General features: G+C 72.4%; 16 protein-coding genes. 11 read left to right on the top strand and 5 right to left on the bottom strand.

Going from position 1 to position 18,551, the window contains the following annotated elements; genetic code table 11:
• Nucleotides 1–14 precede the first annotated feature (14 nt).
• The gene (gene lpdA / locus ABGB11_RS37685) at nucleotides 15–1,418 is read right to left on the bottom strand and encodes a dihydrolipoyl dehydrogenase (RefSeq protein WP_347640287.1); all 1,404 of its coding nucleotides are present in this window, start codon (nucleotides 1,416–1,418) and stop codon (nucleotides 15–17) included.
• Nucleotides 1,419–1,707: 289 nt separating this feature from the next.
• On the opposite strand from lpdA, the gene ABGB11_RS37680 reads away from it, so the two are divergent.
• Nucleotides 1,708–2,340 (top strand): hypothetical protein, encoded by a 633-nt coding sequence (locus tag ABGB11_RS37680; RefSeq protein WP_347640286.1) that lies wholly within the window; start codon nucleotides 1,708–1,710, stop codon nucleotides 2,338–2,340.
• Nucleotides 2,341–2,405: 65 nt separating this feature from the next.
• Complete coding sequence (locus ABGB11_RS37675; protein WP_347640285.1) at nucleotides 2,406–3,806, top strand: MFS transporter; 1,401 nt, start codon at nucleotides 2,406–2,408, stop codon at nucleotides 3,804–3,806.
• A 338-nt stretch (nucleotides 3,807–4,144) separates the two neighbouring features.
• Here the strand turns inward: ABGB11_RS37675 and ABGB11_RS37670 are convergent, their stop codons facing one another.
• Nucleotides 4,145–4,450 carry a metalloregulator ArsR/SmtB family transcription factor gene (locus ABGB11_RS37670; RefSeq protein ID WP_347640284.1) on the bottom strand — a complete coding sequence of 102 codons (306 nt, stop codon included), beginning with the start codon at nucleotides 4,448–4,450 and terminating at the stop codon, nucleotides 4,145–4,147.
• 196 nt (nucleotides 4,451–4,646) lie between these two features.
• Here ABGB11_RS37670 and ABGB11_RS37665 point away from each other — a divergent pair, with 196 nt between their 5' ends.
• Genes ABGB11_RS37665 through ABGB11_RS37650 form a run of 4 tightly spaced genes read left to right on the top strand, consistent with a single transcriptional unit; the run spans nucleotide 4,647 to nucleotide 8,857 of the window.
• On the top strand, nucleotides 4,647–6,062 hold the full coding sequence (locus ABGB11_RS37665) for a family 2B encapsulin nanocompartment shell protein (protein ID WP_347640283.1): 1,416 nt from the start codon (nucleotides 4,647–4,649) through the stop codon (nucleotides 6,060–6,062).
• Nucleotides 6,059–7,426, top strand: coding sequence for a family 2B encapsulin nanocompartment shell protein (locus ABGB11_RS37660; RefSeq protein ID WP_347640282.1), 1,368 nt, complete (start codon nucleotides 6,059–6,061; stop codon nucleotides 7,424–7,426). Before ABGB11_RS37665 ends, ABGB11_RS37660 begins: the two co-directional genes overlap by 4 nt.
• 16 nt (nucleotides 7,427–7,442) lie before the next feature.
• The gene (locus ABGB11_RS37655; RefSeq protein ID WP_347640281.1) at nucleotides 7,443–8,525 is read left to right on the top strand and encodes a family 2 encapsulin nanocompartment cargo protein polyprenyl transferase; all 1,083 of its coding nucleotides are present in this window, start codon (nucleotides 7,443–7,445) and stop codon (nucleotides 8,523–8,525) included.
• Nucleotides 8,526–8,560: 35 nt separating this feature from the next.
• The gene (locus tag ABGB11_RS37650) at nucleotides 8,561–8,857 is read left to right on the top strand and encodes a hypothetical protein (RefSeq protein WP_347640280.1); all 297 of its coding nucleotides are present in this window, start codon (nucleotides 8,561–8,563) and stop codon (nucleotides 8,855–8,857) included.
• A gap of 51 nt (nucleotides 8,858–8,908) precedes the next feature.
• On the opposite strand, the gene ABGB11_RS37645 is transcribed toward ABGB11_RS37650, so the two are convergent.
• Nucleotides 8,909–10,126, bottom strand: coding sequence for an ABC transporter substrate-binding protein (locus tag ABGB11_RS37645; RefSeq protein ID WP_347640279.1), 1,218 nt, complete (start codon nucleotides 10,124–10,126; stop codon nucleotides 8,909–8,911).
• A gap of 294 nt (nucleotides 10,127–10,420) precedes the next feature.
• Between ABGB11_RS37645 and ABGB11_RS37640 the strand changes: the two genes are divergently transcribed.
• Genes ABGB11_RS37640 through galT form a run of 4 tightly spaced genes read left to right on the top strand, consistent with a single transcriptional unit; the run spans nucleotide 10,421 to nucleotide 15,087 of the window.
• Nucleotides 10,421–13,024 (top strand): nitrate- and nitrite sensing domain-containing protein, encoded by a 2,604-nt coding sequence (locus tag ABGB11_RS37640; protein ID WP_347640278.1) that lies wholly within the window; start codon nucleotides 10,421–10,423, stop codon nucleotides 13,022–13,024.
• Between the two features lie 6 nt (nucleotides 13,025–13,030).
• Nucleotides 13,031–13,411, top strand: coding sequence for a DUF742 domain-containing protein (locus ABGB11_RS37635; protein WP_347640277.1), 381 nt, complete (start codon nucleotides 13,031–13,033; stop codon nucleotides 13,409–13,411).
• Complete coding sequence (locus ABGB11_RS37630; RefSeq protein WP_347640276.1) at nucleotides 13,392–14,021, top strand: ATP/GTP-binding protein; 630 nt, start codon at nucleotides 13,392–13,394, stop codon at nucleotides 14,019–14,021. Before ABGB11_RS37635 ends, ABGB11_RS37630 begins: the two co-directional genes overlap by 20 nt.
• A 13-nt stretch (nucleotides 14,022–14,034) precedes the next feature.
• Entirely contained in the window at nucleotides 14,035–15,087 is a 1,053-nt protein-coding gene (gene galT / locus ABGB11_RS37625; protein ID WP_347640275.1) for a galactose-1-phosphate uridylyltransferase, read from the top strand.
• Here galT and ABGB11_RS37620 read toward each other — a convergent pair.
• The gene (locus ABGB11_RS37620; protein WP_347640274.1) at nucleotides 15,074–16,531 is read right to left on the bottom strand and encodes a hypothetical protein; all 1,458 of its coding nucleotides are present in this window, start codon (nucleotides 16,529–16,531) and stop codon (nucleotides 15,074–15,076) included. The two genes, galT and ABGB11_RS37620, sit on opposite strands and share 14 nt — an antisense overlap.
• 107 nt (nucleotides 16,532–16,638) lie before the next feature.
• On the opposite strand from ABGB11_RS37620, the gene ABGB11_RS37615 reads away from it, so the two are divergent.
• Nucleotides 16,639–17,532, top strand: coding sequence for a hypothetical protein (locus ABGB11_RS37615; protein ID WP_347640273.1), 894 nt, complete (start codon nucleotides 16,639–16,641; stop codon nucleotides 17,530–17,532).
• Between the two features lie 68 nt (nucleotides 17,533–17,600).
• Here the strand turns inward: ABGB11_RS37615 and ABGB11_RS37610 are convergent, their stop codons facing one another.
• On the bottom strand, nucleotides 17,601–18,539 hold the full coding sequence (locus ABGB11_RS37610) for a LamG-like jellyroll fold domain-containing protein (protein WP_347640272.1): 939 nt from the start codon (nucleotides 18,537–18,539) through the stop codon (nucleotides 17,601–17,603).
• Between the last annotated feature and the right edge of the window lie 12 nt (nucleotides 18,540–18,551).

Raw genomic sequence — 18,551 nt, 5'->3', positions numbered from 1 at the left:
CTCGTTCCGCGGCCTCAGAGGTTGATCATGTGGCCGGCCAGGCCGTGCACGGCCTCCTTCATGGCCTCGCCCAGCGTCGGGTGGGCGTGCACGTTGCGGGCCACCTCGTGGACCGTCAGGTCCCACTGCTGGGCCAGGGTCAGCTCGGGGAGCAGCTCGGTGACCTCGGGGCCGATCATGTGGGCGCCGAGGATCTCGCCGTACTTGGCGTCGCTGATCACCTTGACGAAGCCGTCGCCCTCGCCCATGCCGAGCGCCTTGCCGTTGGCGCTGTAGGGGAACTTGGCGGTCTTGACGTCGAAGCCCTGCTCCTTGGCCTGCGCCTCGGTGTAGCCGAAGCTCGCGACCTGCGGCTGGCAGTAGGTGGCGCGGGGGATCATGATGTACTCGAGTTCCATCGTCTCGGCGTCCGCGATGGTCTCGGCCGCGACGATGCCCATGGCCTCGGCGGCGTGCGCGAGCATCAGCTTGGCGGTGACGTCGCCGATGGCGTAGATGTGCGGGACGGACGTGCGGCAGCGGCCGTCCACGTCGATGGCGCCGCGCTCGGTCAGCGCCACGCCGGTCTTCTCCAGCCCGTAGCCCTCCACGTTCGGCTGGAAGCCGATCGCCTGGAGCACCTTGTCGGCCTCGATGACCTGCTGGGCGCCGTCCTTGCCGGTGACGGTGACCTTCACCTTCTCGCCCGAGTCGTCGATCGCGTCGACCCGGGTGGAGGTGAGGACGTCCACGCCGAGCTTGCGGTAGCGCTTCGCCAGCTCCTTCGACACGTCGGCGTCCTCGTTCGGGACCATCCGGTCGAGGAACTCGACGATCGTGACCTTCACTCCGTAGTTGTGCAGGACGTAGGCGAACTCGACGCCGATGGCCCCCGCGCCCGCGATGACGATGCTCTCGGGCAGCTCGGAGCTGAGGATCTGCTCCTCGTAGGTGACGACCCGCTCCGACAGGGACGTGCCCGGCAGCAGCTTGGTGTGCGCGCCGGCCGCGATGATGCAGTTGCCGAACGTGACCGTCTCGCTCGACCCGTCCTGCCGCGCGACCTGCAGCGTGTTCGGGTCGGTGAACGTGCCCCGCCCGTCATAGGACGTGATCTTGTTCTTCTTCATCAGGAACTGGACGCCCTTGACGAGCTTCTCCGAGACCTGGCGGCTGCGCTGGTAGGCGGCGCCGTAGTCGAAGGTCACACTCCCCTCGACGTTGATCCCGAACGTCTTCTGCTCCCGGGTGACGATGTGCGCCAGCTCCGCGTTGCGCAGCAGCGCCTTCGAGGGGATGCACCCGACGTTGAGGCACACCCCGCCCCAGTACCTCTCCTCGATGATCGCCGTCTTCAGCCCGAGTTGTGCCGACCGGATCGCGGCGACATATCCACCCGGGCCCGCGCCCAGGACCACGACGTCAAAGTGTTCGCTCATGTCCATGGACGATATTCGCCCCGAGCTCGTGTTCGCATCCCGGCGGTGGGTACGCCCGGTGTCCGGGGCGCCGCGTGGGAGGTGAGTGTCACGCCCTGTTAGTGTTTCGAGCGGACTCCCGCCGGTCATCATGTCCCGCGGGAGCGGGCGGCGCGCCGGCGGCGCGAGCCCAGGCCGTCCCGGCCGCGGAGCCCGGCGGTGTACTCAGGACCAGCGGTGCCGCGGTGTGGAACATCACGTCGGGGCCCGCTCGTTGTTCCCGTCCCGAGCCGAGTGGAGGAGAAGGCGAGTGAGGATTCCCAAGCGCGTGAACGCCGTCCTGGACTGGATGGAGCAGCACTTTCTCGCGCTTGCGATCGTGGTCGCCCTGGTCGTGGTCGCGCTGGTGGCCCTGCTGGCACCGACGGCCGTCGGCTTCCCGGTCGCGGGCTTCGTGCTCGGCGCGGCGGCGGGCGGCCTGCTCGTGCACGTCCGGCTCAGCCGCCGCATCGCCCGCGCCCGCGCCGACGTGGACAACCTGCTCCGCGAGAACGGCGCGCTGCGGCACCGCAACACCGTCCTCGCCAGCGGCGTCATCACCCGGGAGGCGCAGGAGACGCAGGCGCTCGTCTCCATCCCTGAGGACGACCTCCTCCTGCTGGACGAGCCGGACGCCGACCCGCAGAAGACCGCCGCCCTCGACGAGCTGCCCGCCGGCGACGACGACCCGCAGACCACCGACGACCCGCAGACCACCGACGAGCTGCCGGACCAGGACGCCGGCCCCGAGCCGGAGGAGCCCGACGGGAGGAACGCCGCCCTCGCGGAGCTTCCGGACGGGGACCCGCAGCGCACCACCGTCCTCCCCGAACTGCCGGGCCTCCTCGGCGGCGAGGAGGAAGAGGACACCGTGCGTACCCCGCGCAGGACGCGCAAGGCCTGACCACCGCTCGGTGACCGCGCCCCGGCAGGGCGTTAGCTTCGCCGATCTTCGGGCAGATGTAGCGCGTGAAAAACACGGTGAACGCGGCTGCCGGACAGGATCCCGGGGACGGGGAGGGCGTCTCCCTCTCCAAGGAGCAGAAGGCGAGCGAGCAGGCCGTGCACAAGGCCGTGATCGCCTCCGCGATGGGCAACTGCATCGAGTGGTTCGACTTCGGGGTGTTCAGCGCCGGGGTGATGACCGCGATCATCGGCACGGTGTTCTTCCCGGAGGGCGCGAGCGGCAGCGCGTCGCTGCGCTCGTTCGCGCTGATCGCGGCCGCGTTCCTCGCCCGCCCGTTCGGCGGCCTGTTCTTCGGCCCGCTGGGCGACAAGCTGGGCCGCAAGCGGGTGCTGGCCACCACGATCATCCTGATGTCGGGCTCCACGTTCGTGATCGGCATCCTGCCCGGATACGGCACGATCGGGATCGCCGCGCCGCTGCTGCTCCTCGCGGTCCGGCTCGTGCAAGGCTTCTCGACCGGCGGCGAGTACGGCGGCGCCGCCACGATGATCGCCGAGTACTCGCCCACGCACCGGCGCGGCTTCTTCGGCAGCTATCTGGAGCTCGGCACGCTGAGCGGCTACATCCTCGGCGCCGGGCTCGTCCTGGCGATCGACCTCGCGCTCAGCGAGGAGGCGATGAACGGCTGGGGCTGGCGCATACCGTTCCTGATCGCGCTGCCGCTCGGCGCCGTCGGCCTCTACGTCCGGACGCGGATCGAGGACACCCCGGTCTTCCAGCACATGGAGCAGGAGGGCAAGAAGGCCCAGTCGCCGCTGAAGGAGACCCTGGCGCGCTACTGGCGCATGATCCTGATGCTGATCGGGATCGTGTTCCTGCTGAACGTCGCGGACTACACGCTGCTGACGTTCATGCCGTCCTACCTCGTGGACTTCCTGGACATGAACGACACGACGGCGCAGCTCATCACGATCGGGGTCGAGGCGGCCATGATCGTCGTGATCCTGCCGCTCGGCGCGCTGTCGGACCGGATCGGCCGCAAGCCGCTGCTGATCACCGCCGCGGTCGGCTACCTCCTGCTCTCGTGGCCGGCCTTCGCGCTCATGCAGACCAACAGCGCGCTCGGCGTCGCGGCGGGCTACGCCATCGTCGGCGGCCTGCTGGTGCTGATCCTCGCGGTGATCGGGGCGACGTTCCCGGCGATGTTCCCGACCCGGGTGCGGTACGGGGCGTTCGCGATCGGCTACAACATCTCGACGTCCCTGTTCGGCGGGACGGCGGCCGTGCTGATCGGCTCGCTGATCGACGTGACGGGCTCCAACTACATCCCGGCGTACTACCTGATGATCGCCGCGCTGGTGGCGCTGGTGCCGATCCTCAAGATCCCCGAGACCGCCGGGGTGCCGATCGAGGAGGCCGGGAACGAGCGCGCCCCGGAACCGGTGGGTTCCGGGGCACGGTGAACGGAGCGCTCAGCGGGACCGGGCGAAGCGCCGGCGGGCCCAGCCCGCCAGCGAAGCCGCGATCACCAGGCCGGCGCCGGTCTCGATCGCGAGTGCCGTCCATACCGCCGTCACTTCGGGCCTCCCTCCGGTTTCCGCCGGGCCCGTCCTGTCCGGGCCCGATGCTCACGGTGATGAACAATCCGACGCGGCGGATCTTTCCTCGCCCGCGCCGTGCGGAAGGGTGATTTGGCGCACCTCGTCGATGAGGGTCCACCAGCCGTCGATCTCGACGCGGAGCCGAAGCCCTCGCCGCGTGCCAGCAGGACGTCGAGCAGCGCGCCGACCGCCGTCCCAAGTCACTCTCCTGCGTCGAGGTGTCGTTCCAGGGCGTCCAGCCGGGCCGCCCAGGCGCGTCTGTACGGCGCCAGCCATGCGTCAACCTCGGCCAAGGGCTCCAGTCGGACCTCGTAGACGCGGCGCTGCGCGTCCTGGCGCGCCTGGACGAGGCCCGCGTCGCGCAGTACCCGCAGATGCTTGGACGTCCCCGGCTGGGTCAGCCCGAGGTGCTCGACCAGCTCGCCCACCGGACGGGGGCGTTCCAGCAGCAGGTCGAGGATGTGGCGGCGGGTCGGCTCGGCGAGCACGGCGAACGCGGACGGCATGGCGCCCATCATAACCGTCGACTCATATGTCGACCGAGGCATGTAGACGCAATGTCACGTACCGGTGCTACTTGTGTGGCGCCGTGGCGAAGCAGAGGTGGAGGCAATGGCCCGTTGCACACATCTGATTACCGTCTGTAGCTTCATCGTTGGCCGAACAGGGCCGCTTCCCGCAGACCCACGACGAATCGGTGGTGTGGACGTGACGGAACAGCAGCAACAGTTGAGCCTCGGTACCGCGGCGGCACGGAACCTGGCGACCACGACCAAGTCCGTCCCGCAGATGCAGGGCATCACCTCGCGGTGGCTGCTCAAGCTGCTGCCCTGGGTGCAGGCGGCCGGCGGCGCCTACCGCGTCAACCGGCGGCTCACCTACACGCTGGGCGACGGCCGGGTGACGTTCGTGACGACCGGTGCCGACGTCCGCGTCATCCCGCGCGAGCTCGGCGAGCTGGCCCCGCTGCGCGGCTACGACGACGACCTGACCCTGGACGCCATCGCGGGCCGCTTCACCCAGCAGGAGTACGAGCCCGGCGACGTCATCGTGGAGCGCGGGCGTCCCGTCGACCGGGTCGTCCTCGTCGCGCACGGCAAGCTGAGCAAGGTGGGTGCCGGGGAGTTCGGCGCCGAGGCGGTGCTCGGGACGCTCGCCAACGGCGACTTCTTCGGTGAGCAGGCCCTCCTCGGCACGGAGGAGGGTGAGGAGCCGGTGACCTGGGAGCACACGGTCAAGGCCGTGACCGCCTGCACCGTCCTGAGCATGAGCGAGACCGACTTCCAGGAGACGCTCGCCCAGTCCGCTTCCCTCCAGGCGCACCTGGAGGAGTACCGGGCGAGCCCGTCCCGCGCGCACAACGCGCACGGGGAGGCGGCGATCGAGCTGGTGTCCGGGCACGAGGGCGAGCCGGTGCTGCCCGGCACGTTCGTCGACTACGAGCTCTCGCCGCGCGAGTACGAGCTGAGCGTCGCGCAGACCGTGCTGCGGGTCCACACCCGCGTCGCCGACCTCTACAACGAGCCGATGGACCAGGTCGAGCAGCAGCTCCGGCTGACCATCGAGGCGCTCCGCGAGCGGCAGGAGCACGAGATGATCAACAACCGCGACTTCGGCCTGCTGCACAACGCCGACCTGTCGCAGCGCGTCCACACCCGCAACGGCCCGCCCACCCCCGACGACATGGACGAGCTGCTCACCCTCGTCTGGAAGGACCCCGCGTTCTTCCTCGCCCACCCGAAGGCCATCGCCGCGTTCGCCCGCGAGTGCAGCGCCCGCGGCGTCTACCCCGAGGGTGTGGACGTCGGCGGCCACAAGGTCCCCGCCTGGCGCGGCGTGCCGATCTTCCCGTGCAACAAGATCCCGGTCAGCCGGACGCGGACCAGCTCGATCCTGCTGATGCGCACGGGCGAGGCGGCGCAGGGCGTCATCGGCCTGCACCAGGTCGGGCTGCCCGACGAGTACCAGCCGGGCCTGTCCGTCCGGTTCATGGGCATCGACGACAAGGCGCTCATCTCCTACCTGGTCAGCGCGTACTACTCGGCCGCGGTCCTGGTGCCGGACGCGCTCGGCATGCTGGAGTCCGTCGAGATCGCGCACGGCGGTGCCGGCGCGTGACCGAGCGGCTCGCCCTCAGCACGCAGGCGGCGCGCAACCTCGCGACCACGACGAAGTCCGTCCCGCAGATGCGGGGCATCACCCCGCGGTGGCTGATGGCGCTGCTGCCGTGGGTGCGGGCGGACGCCGGCGTCTACCGGGTGAACCGCCGCCTCACCTACCGGCTCGGCGACGGGCTGGTGACGTTCGTCAACGACGGCGCCGAGGTCAGGGTCGTCCCGCCCGAGCTCGCCGAGCTGCCGCCGCTGCGCGACCTGCCCGACCCCGCGGTCCTGGCCGCCCTCGCCGCGCGGTTCACGCAGCGCGAGTACGTCCCCGGCGAGGCGATCGCGGTCGCGGGACGTCCCCTGGACGCGGTCCATCTCGTCGCGCACGGCAAGGTCGAGCAGGCCGGGCCGGGCGAGTACGACGCCGACGCCCGGATCGACGTCCTCGCGGACGGCCGGTTCTTCGGCGACCGGGCGCTCCTGGACGTCACCGAGGAGTGGGAGCACACCTTCCGGGCGGTGACCTCGGCGACGGTGCTGTCCCTGTCGCGGGAGGCGCTGGAGGAGGTGATCGACCAGTCCGAGACGCTGCGCGCGCATCTCCAGGAGTTCCGGGACGCGCCCGCCCCGCCGCAGACCAGGCACGGGGAGGCGGCGATCGAGCTGGCGTCCGGGCACGAGGGCGAGCCGGTGCTGCCCGGCACGTTCGTCGACTACGAGGCCTCACCGCGCGAGTACGAGCTGGGCGTCACCCAGACGCTCCTGCGCGTCCACGCGCGCGTCGCCGACCTCTACAACGGGCCGATGGACCAGGTCGAGCAGCAGCTCAGGCTGGTGATCGAGGAGGTGAGGGAGCGGCAGGAGCACGAGCTGATCAACAACCGCGACTTCGGCCTCCTGCACAACGCCGACCTGCGGCAGCGCATCCAGACCCGGGCCGGCCCGCCGACCCCGGACGACATGGACGAGCTGCTCGCGCGCCGCCGCAAGACCCGGTTCTTCCTCGCCCATCCGCGGGCGATCGCCGCGATCGGCCGCGAGTGCACCCGCCGCGGCGTGTACCCGTCCGTCCTGGAGATCGGCGGGCGCCGCGTCCAGGCGTGGCGCGGCGTCCCCATCTACCCGTGCGACAAGATCCCGGTCACCCCGGGCGGGACCAGCTCGATCCTCGCGCTGCGCACCGGCGAGGACGACCGGGGAGTCATCGGCCTGCACCGCACCGGGCTGCCCGGCGAGGTCCGGCCGGGGCTGTCGGTCCGGTTCGCCGGGATCGACGACCGGGCGCTGCTGACCTACCTGGTCAGCGCGTACTACTCGGCCGCCGTGCTGGTCCCCGACGCCCTCGGCGTCCTGGAGAACGTCGAGACCGCCCGCTGACGAGAGGGGACGTGCCATGCCCGCCTGGAGAGAGGACCCGGCCGTGGTCCGCTGCGGCCACCGGCCGGGGCCGGACCACCGTCCCCGCACGGCGGCCGAGGTGCTCGCCCGGACCCGCCGCATGGTCGACCCCGCGCTGCGCCGCGCGGCCGAGGCCATGCCGGACGCGACGGGCCGCATCGCCGCGTTCCACTTCGGCTGGCGGGACGAGCGGGGGCGGCCCGCCGCGGGGGCGGGCGGCGGCAAGGCGATCCGCCCGGCGTTCACGCTCCTCACCGCGGAGGCGGCCGGCGGGACGGCCCCGGCCGCCCTCCCGGCCGCCGTCGCGGTGGAGCTGGCGCACAACTTCTCGCTCCTGCACGACGACGTGATGGACGGCGACCGCACCCGCCGGCACCGGCCGACCGCCTGGACCGTCTTCGGGGCGAACGCCGCGATCCTCGCCGGCGACGGGATGCTCGCCGCCGCCTTCGAGCGGCTCGCCGACGAGCGCTCCGGGGGCCTGGCGGGCGGGGTCCGCGTCCTCGCCCGCGCCGTCGTCGAGCTGGTCGAGGGCCAGTGCGCCGACCTGGCGTTCGAGCGGCGCACCGACGTCACGCTCGACGAGTGCCTGGCCATGGCGGCCCGCAAGACCGGCGCGCTCCTCGGCGCGGCCTGCGCGCTCGGCGCGGTGTCCGCCGGCGCCGGCGCCGACCGCACCGCCCGCCTGCGCGCCTTCGGCGAGCGCCTCGGCCTCGCGTTCCAGTTCGTGGACGACCTGCTCGGCATCTGGGGCGAGCCGGAGGTCACCGGCAAGGCGGCGCAGGCCGACCTGCGCGCGCGCAAGAAGTCGCTCCCCGTCGTCGCGGCCCTCACGTCCGCGACCCCGGCGGGGGAGGAGCTGGCCCGGCTGTACCTCCGCGACGAGCCGCTCACCGGCGAGGAGGCCGCCCGCGCCGCCGAGCTGGTCGAGGCCGCCGGTGCCCGCGCCTGGGCGGTCGCCCGCGCCGAGGCGCTGCTCGGCGAGGCCCTGGAGGAGCTGGACGCCGCCGCCCCCGCCCAGCCGGCCGCCGCCGAACTGCGCGCCCTCGCCCGCTTCGTCACCCGGAGGGACCACTAGAGATTCGACAGTATGTTCGACTAGAGTGAGGTCTCGTGCCAGCCAGCGAGACCCTGCCGACCGGTGGCTCCGTACCCGGTGACGGTGCGCCCGGTGACCAGCTGCCCGGCGACCATGTGCCGTTCGTGTGCCCCGCCGGGCACCGGCTCGGCCCGGGGCGGGTCATCGTCGGCTGGTCGCCGTGCGTGTGCCCGCCCTGCGACCGGCGCGGCCGGGGGCTGCGCGGCCACCGCACCTACCTGTGCTTGTCCTGCAAGGACGAGCACGTCACGACGAAGTGCTACCTGCCGCACCACGTCCCATCCGAGAACGCCGCCTACCGCTGGCCCTAGTGATCGGGCCGGCGGCAGGCGGCGTCCTCGGGGGAGGGGCGGACCCCTCCGTCAGCCCTTGATCTGCGTCCAGGCCTGCGCCCAGCGGGAGTACTCGACGCACTTGTTGCCGCGGTCGTCGCCGCAGTCCTTCACCGGCGTCTTCCAGAAGGCGATCCGCTTGTAGAACTCCGGGTCGCCGACGTGGTACGTCGAGCAGAAGCCCTTGGCGGTGTACCTGCACGCCTTCGGGTTGGCGGGCGCCTCACCGAACCACTGCGCGATCTCGGCCTGGATCTTCGGCGTCGAGATCCAGTTCATCCACTTGTACATGCAGGTCGGATGCTGGGCCTTCGACGAGATCATCCAGGTGTCGGACCACCCCGTCGCGCCCTCGGACGGGAGCGTCGTGGCGACCGGTGCCTTCTCCGACATGGCCAGGTTCGCGGTCACCTGCCAGGCGGTCCCGGCGTAGTTGTAGCCGCTCTTGAACGACTGGAGCTCGTCCAGGTAGTTCGCCCAGTACTGGTTGACGTTGGGCCGCTGCTGCTTCAGCAGGTCGACCGCCGCGGCGAACTGCTTCTCGTCCAGCTCGTAGACGTCGGTGATCTTCAGGTCGGGGCGGTGCGTCTTCAGGTACAGCGCCGCGTCCGCGATGTAGATCGGCGAGTCGTAGTCGACGACGTGTCCCGCCGCGGGGGAGTCCTTCTCCCACACCACGCTCCAGGAGGTCGGACGTTGCGGGATCTTGTCCGTCCGGTACATGAGCATGTTGGCGCCGTAGCCGTGCGGGATGCCGTACATCTGGCCCTTGACCGAGTTGTACGGCTGGTTCTTGAGGTACTCGGCGATGTCCTCGTAGTTGGTGAGCAGGCCGGTGTTGACTGGGGCGACCGTTCCGCCGTAGATGAGCCGGAGGCTGGCGTCACCGGACGCCGACACGCCGTCGTACCGGCCGCTCTGCATGAGCGCGACCATCGAGTCGGAGGTGTCGGCGACCTTCGTGTACACCTTGCAGCCGGTCGCCTTGGTGAACGGGGTGACCCAGTCGACCTTCGGATCGGTGGAGCCGTCCTCGGCGTAGCCCGTCCAGGCGACGAGGTCGAGGCGGCCTTCGGGGGTGCCCAGTTCCTGGAGCATCGGGACGTCGGGCGGAGCCGCCGCCCCGTCGGAGCCGTCGCTGCATCCGCCGGTCAGCGCCGCGATCAGCAGAGCGCCGGCGGCGAGCAGGGTCCGGCCGGGGCGGGCCGACCGCCACGCGCTCTTCGTCGCGTGTGGATTACGAACCATCACGCTGAGGCATGGTAGGGGTATTTTGGACTCTTCGTGCGCACAAAACGTGATGATCTGGAAACTGTCGACACACGACTGCGTACGGTTCTAGGCTCTGCTGCGTTCAACGCGTAGTTCCGCGCGGTCGTCCCGACCCTTCCGCGCGGTCGTCCGAGCCGTCCCCCAGCCGTCCGCCCGAGTGAAAGTTCAGCCGCAGTGCCAAAACGAGGCCGCAACACGGACTCAGCCGCCGGCCACCGGCGGGCTCCCAAGGCCGCGCGATTTCGGTCAATCCGCTTCAAAGTCGTCCTCATGGTCACCGTCTCGGTGGTCTCCCTCGGCGTCCTCTGGGCGTTCGCCGCGAGCATCGCGCTCGGCGAGGGACTCAACCTGAGGGGTGTCAAGACCGTCCAAGACCACTACGGGTACCCGGCCGGCGCCCTCGGCAGCGCGCTGCAGGCCGAGCGCCGCCTGTCGATGGTCTACCTCGGCGGCAGGGTGGAGGGCGACCGCGCCTCCATGGAGTCCGGCCGCCTGGTCACCGACCGGCAGGCCGACCTGTTCCGCCGGCTCGCCTCCGACGACGGCGCCCGCGACGCGGCGCCGGAGAACACCCGCCGGCTCGCTGACAAGATCATCAAAGAGCTGGACGGGCTGGACGACCGGCGCCGCGCCATCGACACCCTCCGCACCGACCGCTCCCGCGCGTTCGCCGACTACACCGCGCTGCTGAACGACGTCGGCTCGCTGCAGGGCTCCCTCTCCACCCTGGACAACTCCGAGGTCGCCAAGGACGCCCGCAACGAGGCGTCGCTGAACCGGGCCCGCGAGGTCCTCGCCCAAGAGGACGCGCTGCTGGCCGGCGCGATCGCGGCCGGCCGCATGACGGCCGAGGAGCACGCCCAGTTCGTCAAGCTCGTCGGTACCCAGCGCACCCTCTACGACTACTCGGCGTCCGAGCTGCGGTCGGCCGACCAGGCCTACTACCAGCGCGTCATCGGGATGCCCGAGTACAGCCGGTTCCGCACGCTGGAGGACCACTTCGTCGCGTCGGCGAACCTGGTCCGGACCTCCGGCCCCACCGCCGGCGTGCTGTGGAAGACCACCGCCGACTCCAACCTGACCCGGCTCCGCGGCCTGGAGCTGTCGGTGTCCGCGGGCGCCGAGAAGCGCGCCGCGCCGATCTCCGAGGGCATCATCACCCGCGTCGTCCTCGCGGGCGTGCTCGGGCTCGTCGCCGTCGTCGCGTCCCTCGTCCTCGCGATCTGGGTCGCCCGCTCCGTCATCCGCGAGCTGGCCCGGCTGCGCCGCGAGGCGATCGACCTCGCCGACGTCCGGCTGCCGAACGTGATCCGGCGGCTGCGCCGCGGCGACGAGGTCGACGTGGCCGCCGAGGCGCCGCCGCTGGCGTTCGGCACCCGCGAGATCGACCAGGTCGGTGAGGCGTTCAACGCCGCCCGCCGCACCGCCATCCAGGGCGCGGTCGAGGAGGCGACGCTGCGCCGCAACGTCAGCGACGTGTTCGTCAACCTCGCCCGCCGCAGCCAGACGCTGCTGCACCGCCAGCTGAAGCTGCTCGACTCGATGGAGCGGCGCATCGAGACCCCGGACGACCTGGAGGACCTGTTCCGGGTCGACCACCTCGCCACCCGCATGCGCCGGCACGCGGAAGGCCTGATCATCCTGTCCGGGCAGGCGCCCGGCCGCGGCTGGCGCAGCCCCGTCGCGATCGTGGACGTCGCCCGCGCCGCCGCGTCCGAGGTCGAGGACTACACCCGGGTCAACGTCGCGCCGATGACCCGCGCCGCGATCGTCGGCCCCGCCGTCGCGGACGTCATCCACCTGCTCGCCGAGCTGATCGAGAACGCCGCCACGTTCTCGCCGCCGCACACCACCGTCCAGGTGCAGGGGCAGGCGGTCTCGCACGGCTTCACGCTGGAGGTCGAGGACCGCGGCCTCAGCATGGACGAGTCGAGGCTCGCCGCCGCCAACCAGCGGCTCGCCACCTCCGCCGAGTTCGACCTGTCCGACAGCGCGCAGCTCGGCCTGTTCGTCGTCGGACGCCTCGCCCGCCGGCACGGCATCAAGGTCACGCTGCGGACGTCCCCGTACGGCGGTATGACCGCGATCGTGCTGCTGCCCGAGGAACTCGTCGTCCCGGACGAGGGCGACACCGCCCAGGGCGCGCCCGCCCTCACCACCCGCCGCGCCGAGGACGCGCTCGTCCCGGTCGGCACGGTCGTCGGCGGCCGCCACGGCGAGCGGCAGCCGCAGGGGCTCGAAGAGGGCTACGACCAGGGCGGATCCGTGCTGCGGCTGCCGTCGGGGCGGCACGCCGCCGCGGCGCCGCCTCCGCAGGAGGAGGACCCCCTCGCCCGCCCGCCGCAGCCCGCGAGCCCGTTCGGCCAGCCGTCCGGCCCGCCCACCAGACCCGCGTCCGCCAGGACCCCGTCCGGCGGCCTCGGCGGCCTGTCCTCCAACGGCGGCCCGCCGTCCTCCGGCGGCCTGCGGCCGGAGGACCCGGACGCCCTGACCGGGCCGATCCCGGTGTTCGAGGAGCCGGCGCAGGGACCGGTGCCGACCCCGCGCGCGGCGCCGTCCCCGTGGGGCGACCCGCCGTCGGTCCCCGAGGCGCAGCCGGCCGCCGCGCCCGCCGCGCCCGGCGTGCCGCGCTCGCCGCGCGAGGTCCGGCGCCGCCCCCCCGGCGGGTCCGGCGGCAGCCGGCCCCCGCTGCCCAAGCGCGTCCGGCAGGAGAACATGGCCTCGCAGCTGCGCGAGGACCGCGCCGCCGCGGCCCCGCCCGCCGCCGAGCCGCGGGCCGGCCGGTCACCCGAGGAGCTGCGGTCGATGATGTCGTCCATCCAGCAGGGCACCCGGCGTGGCCGCGCCGAGGCTCTCGACAACGAGGAATCGTGACGGACCATGAGTGGTCCTCCTGGCAGCGAATGGCTCGACGACGAGGCCGGCCCGATCGTCCGCTCGTACGCGCTCACCCGCGGCCGGGCGAGGCCGGCGACCGGCGAGGCCTTCGACATGATCACGATCGTCTCGACGGCCGCGCGGCCCCGGTCGGGCTCGCCCGGCATCGGCCCGGAACATCTCGACATCCTGGAGATGTGCGTGCAGCCGCAGCCGGTGGCCGAGATCGCGGCGCGGATGCGGCTGCCCCTGGTCGTCGTCCGCGTCCTGCTCGGTGACCTCCTGCATCACCGGCTCATCACCGCCACCCGTCCCCAACAGGAGAGCCCGCTCTCCAAGGAACGTCTGCTGAGGGAAGTGCTTCATGGTCTCCAGGCACTCTGAGAGCGCGGGGTCGCCCCCCGAGGACGCCGCGCCGGTGGCCCCGGTCGCGGTGAAGATCCTCGTCGCCGGGGGATTCGGGGTGGGCAAGACGACGCTGGTCGGCGCCGTCAGCGAGATCCGGCCCCTGCAAACCGAGGAACTGCTCACCGACCGGGGCGTCGGCGTCGACGACACCGAGGGCGTCGAGCAGAAGACCACCACCACGGTCGCGATGGACTTCGGCCGGATCACGATCCGCGACGGCCTCGTCCTCTACCTGTTCGGCACCCCGGGGCAGGACCGCTTCTGGTTCATGTGGGACGAGCTGTCCTACGGCGCGCTCGGCGCCGTCGTGCTCGCCGACACGCGCCGGCTCGCGGACTGCTTCCCCGCCGTCGACTACTTCGAGAACCGCGGCCTGCCGTTCCTCATCGCGGTGAACTGCTTCGACGACGGCTACGACTACGGGCCGGGCGAGATACGGGACGCGCTGGACCTCAACGACGCCGTGCCCGTCGTCCTGTGCGACGTCCGGGAGCGGGGGTCCGGCAAGGAGGTGCTGACCACCCTCGTGAAGCACCTGCTGGCCGTCCACGAGGCGGAGACCCGGGCGGACATGCCGGCGCTGTAGGCTTCCGGGCGAGATGAACCGGACACGTGCACGGCTGTCGGACGGCCGCGAGATCGTCTACTACGACGAGGCGCCGGGCCGGGTCCCCGTCCCCGACCCGCGCGGCCTCCCGCCCGCCGCGCCGGTGTGCGAGACCCGCCGCGACCCGCTGACCGGCGAGCACGTGACGATCACCGCCCACCGCAACGACCGCACGTTCCTGCCGCCGCCGGACCAGTGCCCGCTGTGCCCCGGCGGCCCAGCCTCGGAGATCCCGGACCCGTCCTACGACGTCGCGGTCTTCGAGAACCGCTTCCCGTCGTTCGACGTCCGCACCCCGCCGGTGCCGCCGGAGATCGACGGTGTGGAGCGCGCCCGCGGCGCCGGGCGGTGCGAGGTCGTGTGCTTCACCGACGAGCACTCCACGTCGATGGCGCGGCTGCCCGTCTCCCGGGTCCGGACGGTCGTCGACGCGTGGGCCGACCGCACCGCCGAGCTGTCCGCGATCCCGGACGTCGAGCAGGTCTACGTGTTCGAGAACCGCGGGGTCGAGATCGGCGTGACCCTGCACCACCCGCACGGGCAGATCTACGGGTACCCGTTCGTCACCCCGCGCACCGGCCGCATGCTGGAGACGGCCGCCGCGCGCCCGGACCTGTTCGCCGCCGTGCTGAAGGCCGAGCGCGCCGGCGAGCGGGTGGTGCTCGCCGGCGAGCACTGGACGGCCTACGTCCCCGCCGCCGCCCGCTGGCCGATCGAGGTGCACCTGACGCCGCACCGCCACGTCCCCGACCTCACCGCCCTGGACGCCGCCGAACGCGACGAGCTGGCCGTCCTCTACCGCGACCTGCTGCGGCGCTGCGACGCCCTCGACGACGGGCCGCTCCCGTACGTCGCCGGCTGGCACCAGGCCCCGGTCGGGGCGGGCCGCGACCTGTTCCGCCTGCACCTGGAGCTGTTCTCGGTCCGGCGCGCCCCCGGCAAGGTCAAGTACCTCGCCGGCTCCGAGTCGGGCATGGGCGCCTGGATCAACGACGTCCCGCCGGAGTCGGTGGCCGAGCGCCTGCGCGCCGTCACTGCCGGCTGAGCGTCCGGGTGACGCCCGCGGCGATCGTCGTCGCGAGCACCCAGCCGGTGATGATCAGCGTGTAGGCGAGCCACTGGTACCAGCCGGCCGTCTTGAACGCCTTCTCCTGCCCGAAGTCGATGATGGGCAGCAGCAGGTCGAGCGTGTAGAAGAACGCGTTGAACGGCGGATGCTCGTCGGCCTTCAACGGGAGCGGCGCGTGCAGGCCGAACACCGTCGTGCCCACGGCGAGCAGGCCGGCGAGCCACGCCGCCGCCCAGCGGGGCCGGTATCCGTACCCGACCGTCACGTCCTGGAGGTAGCCCCACATCCGCGAGTACCACGGGCGCGTCGCGCGGTGGCGGCGCTGCTTGGCGAGCTGGACGTTCCGCGCCGCCCGCTCGTCCCCGGCCTGCCGGTAGGCGGCGGCGAGCTGCTCGTACGCGTGCGGGACGTAGCCCTCGGCGTCCCGCTCCAGCATCGCGATGCGGACCTTCGCGGGCAGCCGGGGAGTGAGCGACCCGTAGGTCAGGCCGTCGAGCCACACCTCACTGTCGCCGAGCGCGCTCGGCGCGACATGGAGCAGGCCGAGCCGGCTGCGGAGCATGTTCATCGGCCCGTCGACCCGCGCCTCGCGGAACCAGAGCTCCCCGATCGCGGCGCTGGTCGTGCGCAGGGCGCACCGCGCATCGGACAGGGACGCCTGCGTGAACACCAGCAGCCCGGGGATCGTCGCGCCGCGCAGGCTGACCTCCCCCTCGAACCGCGACCGCGTCGCCTTGACGTCCGACCCCACGCTCAGGTTCTCGCCGTCGAACGCCCGCCCGCCCGGGTTGCGGACGACGGCGCCGGTCAGGTCGACCCGGCCCGCGACGGACGCGCCGTTGAGCCGGACCTCCCCGTCCGCCGCCAGGCCGATGCCGAGGACGTCGTCCTCCAGGACGGAGTGGTCGAGGTGCAGAACCTCCTCGGACGCGCCTTCAGACCCGAGCCGGGCGCGGTCCAGGAGGAACGTGCCGGACAGCCGTGCCCCGCCGAGCCGGATCCGTCCCGGGACGCGGCAGCCGCTGATGCGCAGCACCCCGTCCACGCGCACGTTCGCCGCCTCCAGGCCGGGCAGGTGGGAGCCGCTCAGGTTCAGCTGCCGGATGCGCGCCCCGTACAGCACGAGAGGCTGCTCGAAACGGCACGCCATCAGCCGCACCGGATGGTCGACCGTCGCGTGCGCCAGGTTCAGCTCCCCGGTGACGCGCGCCCCCATCAGCCGCAGCGCCGCGACCTCGCCGTCCATCGGCGGTCTCAGCAGGAGCTTGCGCAGCACCTCCGCGCGGACGGTGCGCGCGGCTCCCCACGCGTCGCCGTCCTCGGGATCGTCGTCCGCACTGCCACGGAGGTCGACCGGGACGCCGGTGGGGAACGACCGCCACACGCGCCGCTCGACGGGGGAAAGATCGATCGGCTCCACGATGACGGAACCTACAACAGCCCCGCGGCGGCCGAAATCGTCACAGCTCGGCCGAGTTCTCGCGACCGTATAGAACGATCTCAGCGGTGTGGCCTACTCTCCCACGCATGCCGGAAAGGGTGCTGGCCGAAGGGTCCTTCGACGGTGTCGCCGCCGCGGCCGAGGGGCCGCCGCTGGCGTGCGCGTCCCGGTCCGGTCAGGGCGCGAACACCGGGCAGGCGTGGGACCTGGCGGCCGGTTCGGCGCTCGGCCCGCCGATCCCCGACTTCCCGGTCGACCGCGCCGAGTGGGCGTTCGGCGTCCCGGCCGGCTCGCCGGTCGTCGCGTGGACGCACCGCGACCGCGTCCACGTCCTCGACCTGCGCACCGGCGACGAGCTGACCCTGGACGGCCGCCCCGACCTGCTCGGCCTCGCCGTCCACCACGGCCGCGCCGCGGTGGTCGCGGTCTCCGGCCCCGCGAACGACGCGGAGGTCGTCGTGTGGGACGCCGTGACCGGCGAGCGCCTGGCCGACCTCTCCCTCTGGCTCGGCCACCGGACCGCCCTCGGCCGCCGGATGCTGCACACGGCCCCCGCGGGCGGTCCCCTGATCGGCCTGCCCGGCGACTCCGCGGTCGCCCTCTGGGACGTGGAGCGCGGCGAGGAGATCGCCGCCGTGCCGCCCGCCTGCACGGCGCTGACCCCGTCCCCGGACGGCCTGGTCCTCATCGAACGCGCCCCGTCGGAGCTGCGCGTCCACGGATTGGACGGCGACCGGCTCACGACCCTTCCCTTGCCCGGCCCGTCCGCCCACGTGGCGGCGGCCTCCGCGGGCGGCCGCCTCCTGGTCGCCGCGGCCCTCCGGGACGCGCCCGGCGCGATCCTCGTCTGGGACGCCGCGGGATCCGTCCCGTCCCACCGCGTCGAGGCACCGGCCCCCGTCAACGACCTGGCCGTCTCCCCGGACGGCACCCTGCTGGCCGCGACCGACGCCGGCCTGCTGACCGTCCCGTGTGGCTAGGCGACGTCCCCCGCCCCGGCACCCGCAAGGCCAGGCCGCTGCTCTACCTGGACGTCGACGGCGTCCGGTCAGTGGCGCGCGAAGGTGTACTGGATGGCCGCCTCCTTGGCGGTGATGGCCCGGTCGAGGAACATCAGGCCGTCCATTCGGCAGTTGCAGGGGTTCTTCTCCTGGTCGTTCTGCGGGAAGCTGCCGCCGATCTTGATGCCGCGGGGGTCCGTGGCGGACGTGAGGTCGGGTTCCGGGGCGCCTTCGAGCTTCCACGGGTCGCCGGAGACGGTGGAGAAGCCGGGCAGCGGCCTGCCGTCCTTGTACAGCGCCATCCGCCCGGTGTCGTAGTCGAACGTGGCGGCCAGATGCACCCAGGTGTTCTGCGGGAGGATGCTCCGCCAGTCCTCGCTCGCGGCGAACGTCTGGGAACTGCCCCCGTCCACGCGGCGGCCGAGCGCGACGACGTGCAGGGTGCCGCCGACGTCGATGATCTCCAGCAGGGCGCGCACGGCGTGGCCGTCGGAGTCGCCGGTGAGCAGGCCGGACAGGCCGATCGCGTTGTAGACGTCGTCGGGGTTGGAGGTCTCGGTGTTGGGGCTCGGGTTCGTCCCGGTCATCTTGAACCAGCCCATGAGGGTGGCGCCCTTGGCGGCGTTGAACGCGCGCAGGGACGGCACGCCCGTCGCGGAGTAGATCCCCGCCTTCCAGTCGTCGGTGCCCTTCCCCGACGGGTTCACCTGCTTGATCTGGACGGCGTGCCGCCGGGCGCCGTCCCGCACCCGCATGGCCGCCCCGCCGTTGATCAGGTCGATCGCGGTGCCGGACCGGCCCCGGTCGGCCTCCCGGGACGGGTCGCCCGGCACGGGATGCTCGAAGTCGTAGTAGGAGACCAGGTTCTTCTTCAGGGGCGGGAAGACGCCGCCGTGCCCGGACGACGCGGACGCCGGGGCGGCGACGGAGAGGGAGGCGCCGAGCAGCACGGTCACGAGTGCGGCGGGGCCACGACGGATCAGCATGTGCAGACTCCT

It is taken from the genome of Actinomadura sp. B10D3 (assembly GCF_039871695.1).
Classification (GTDB): Bacteria; Actinomycetota; Actinomycetes; order Streptosporangiales; family Streptosporangiaceae; genus Spirillospora; species Spirillospora madurae.
Note: the sequence above shows the minus strand (reverse complement) of the source record. Positions and strands in the feature narration are given on the sequence as shown.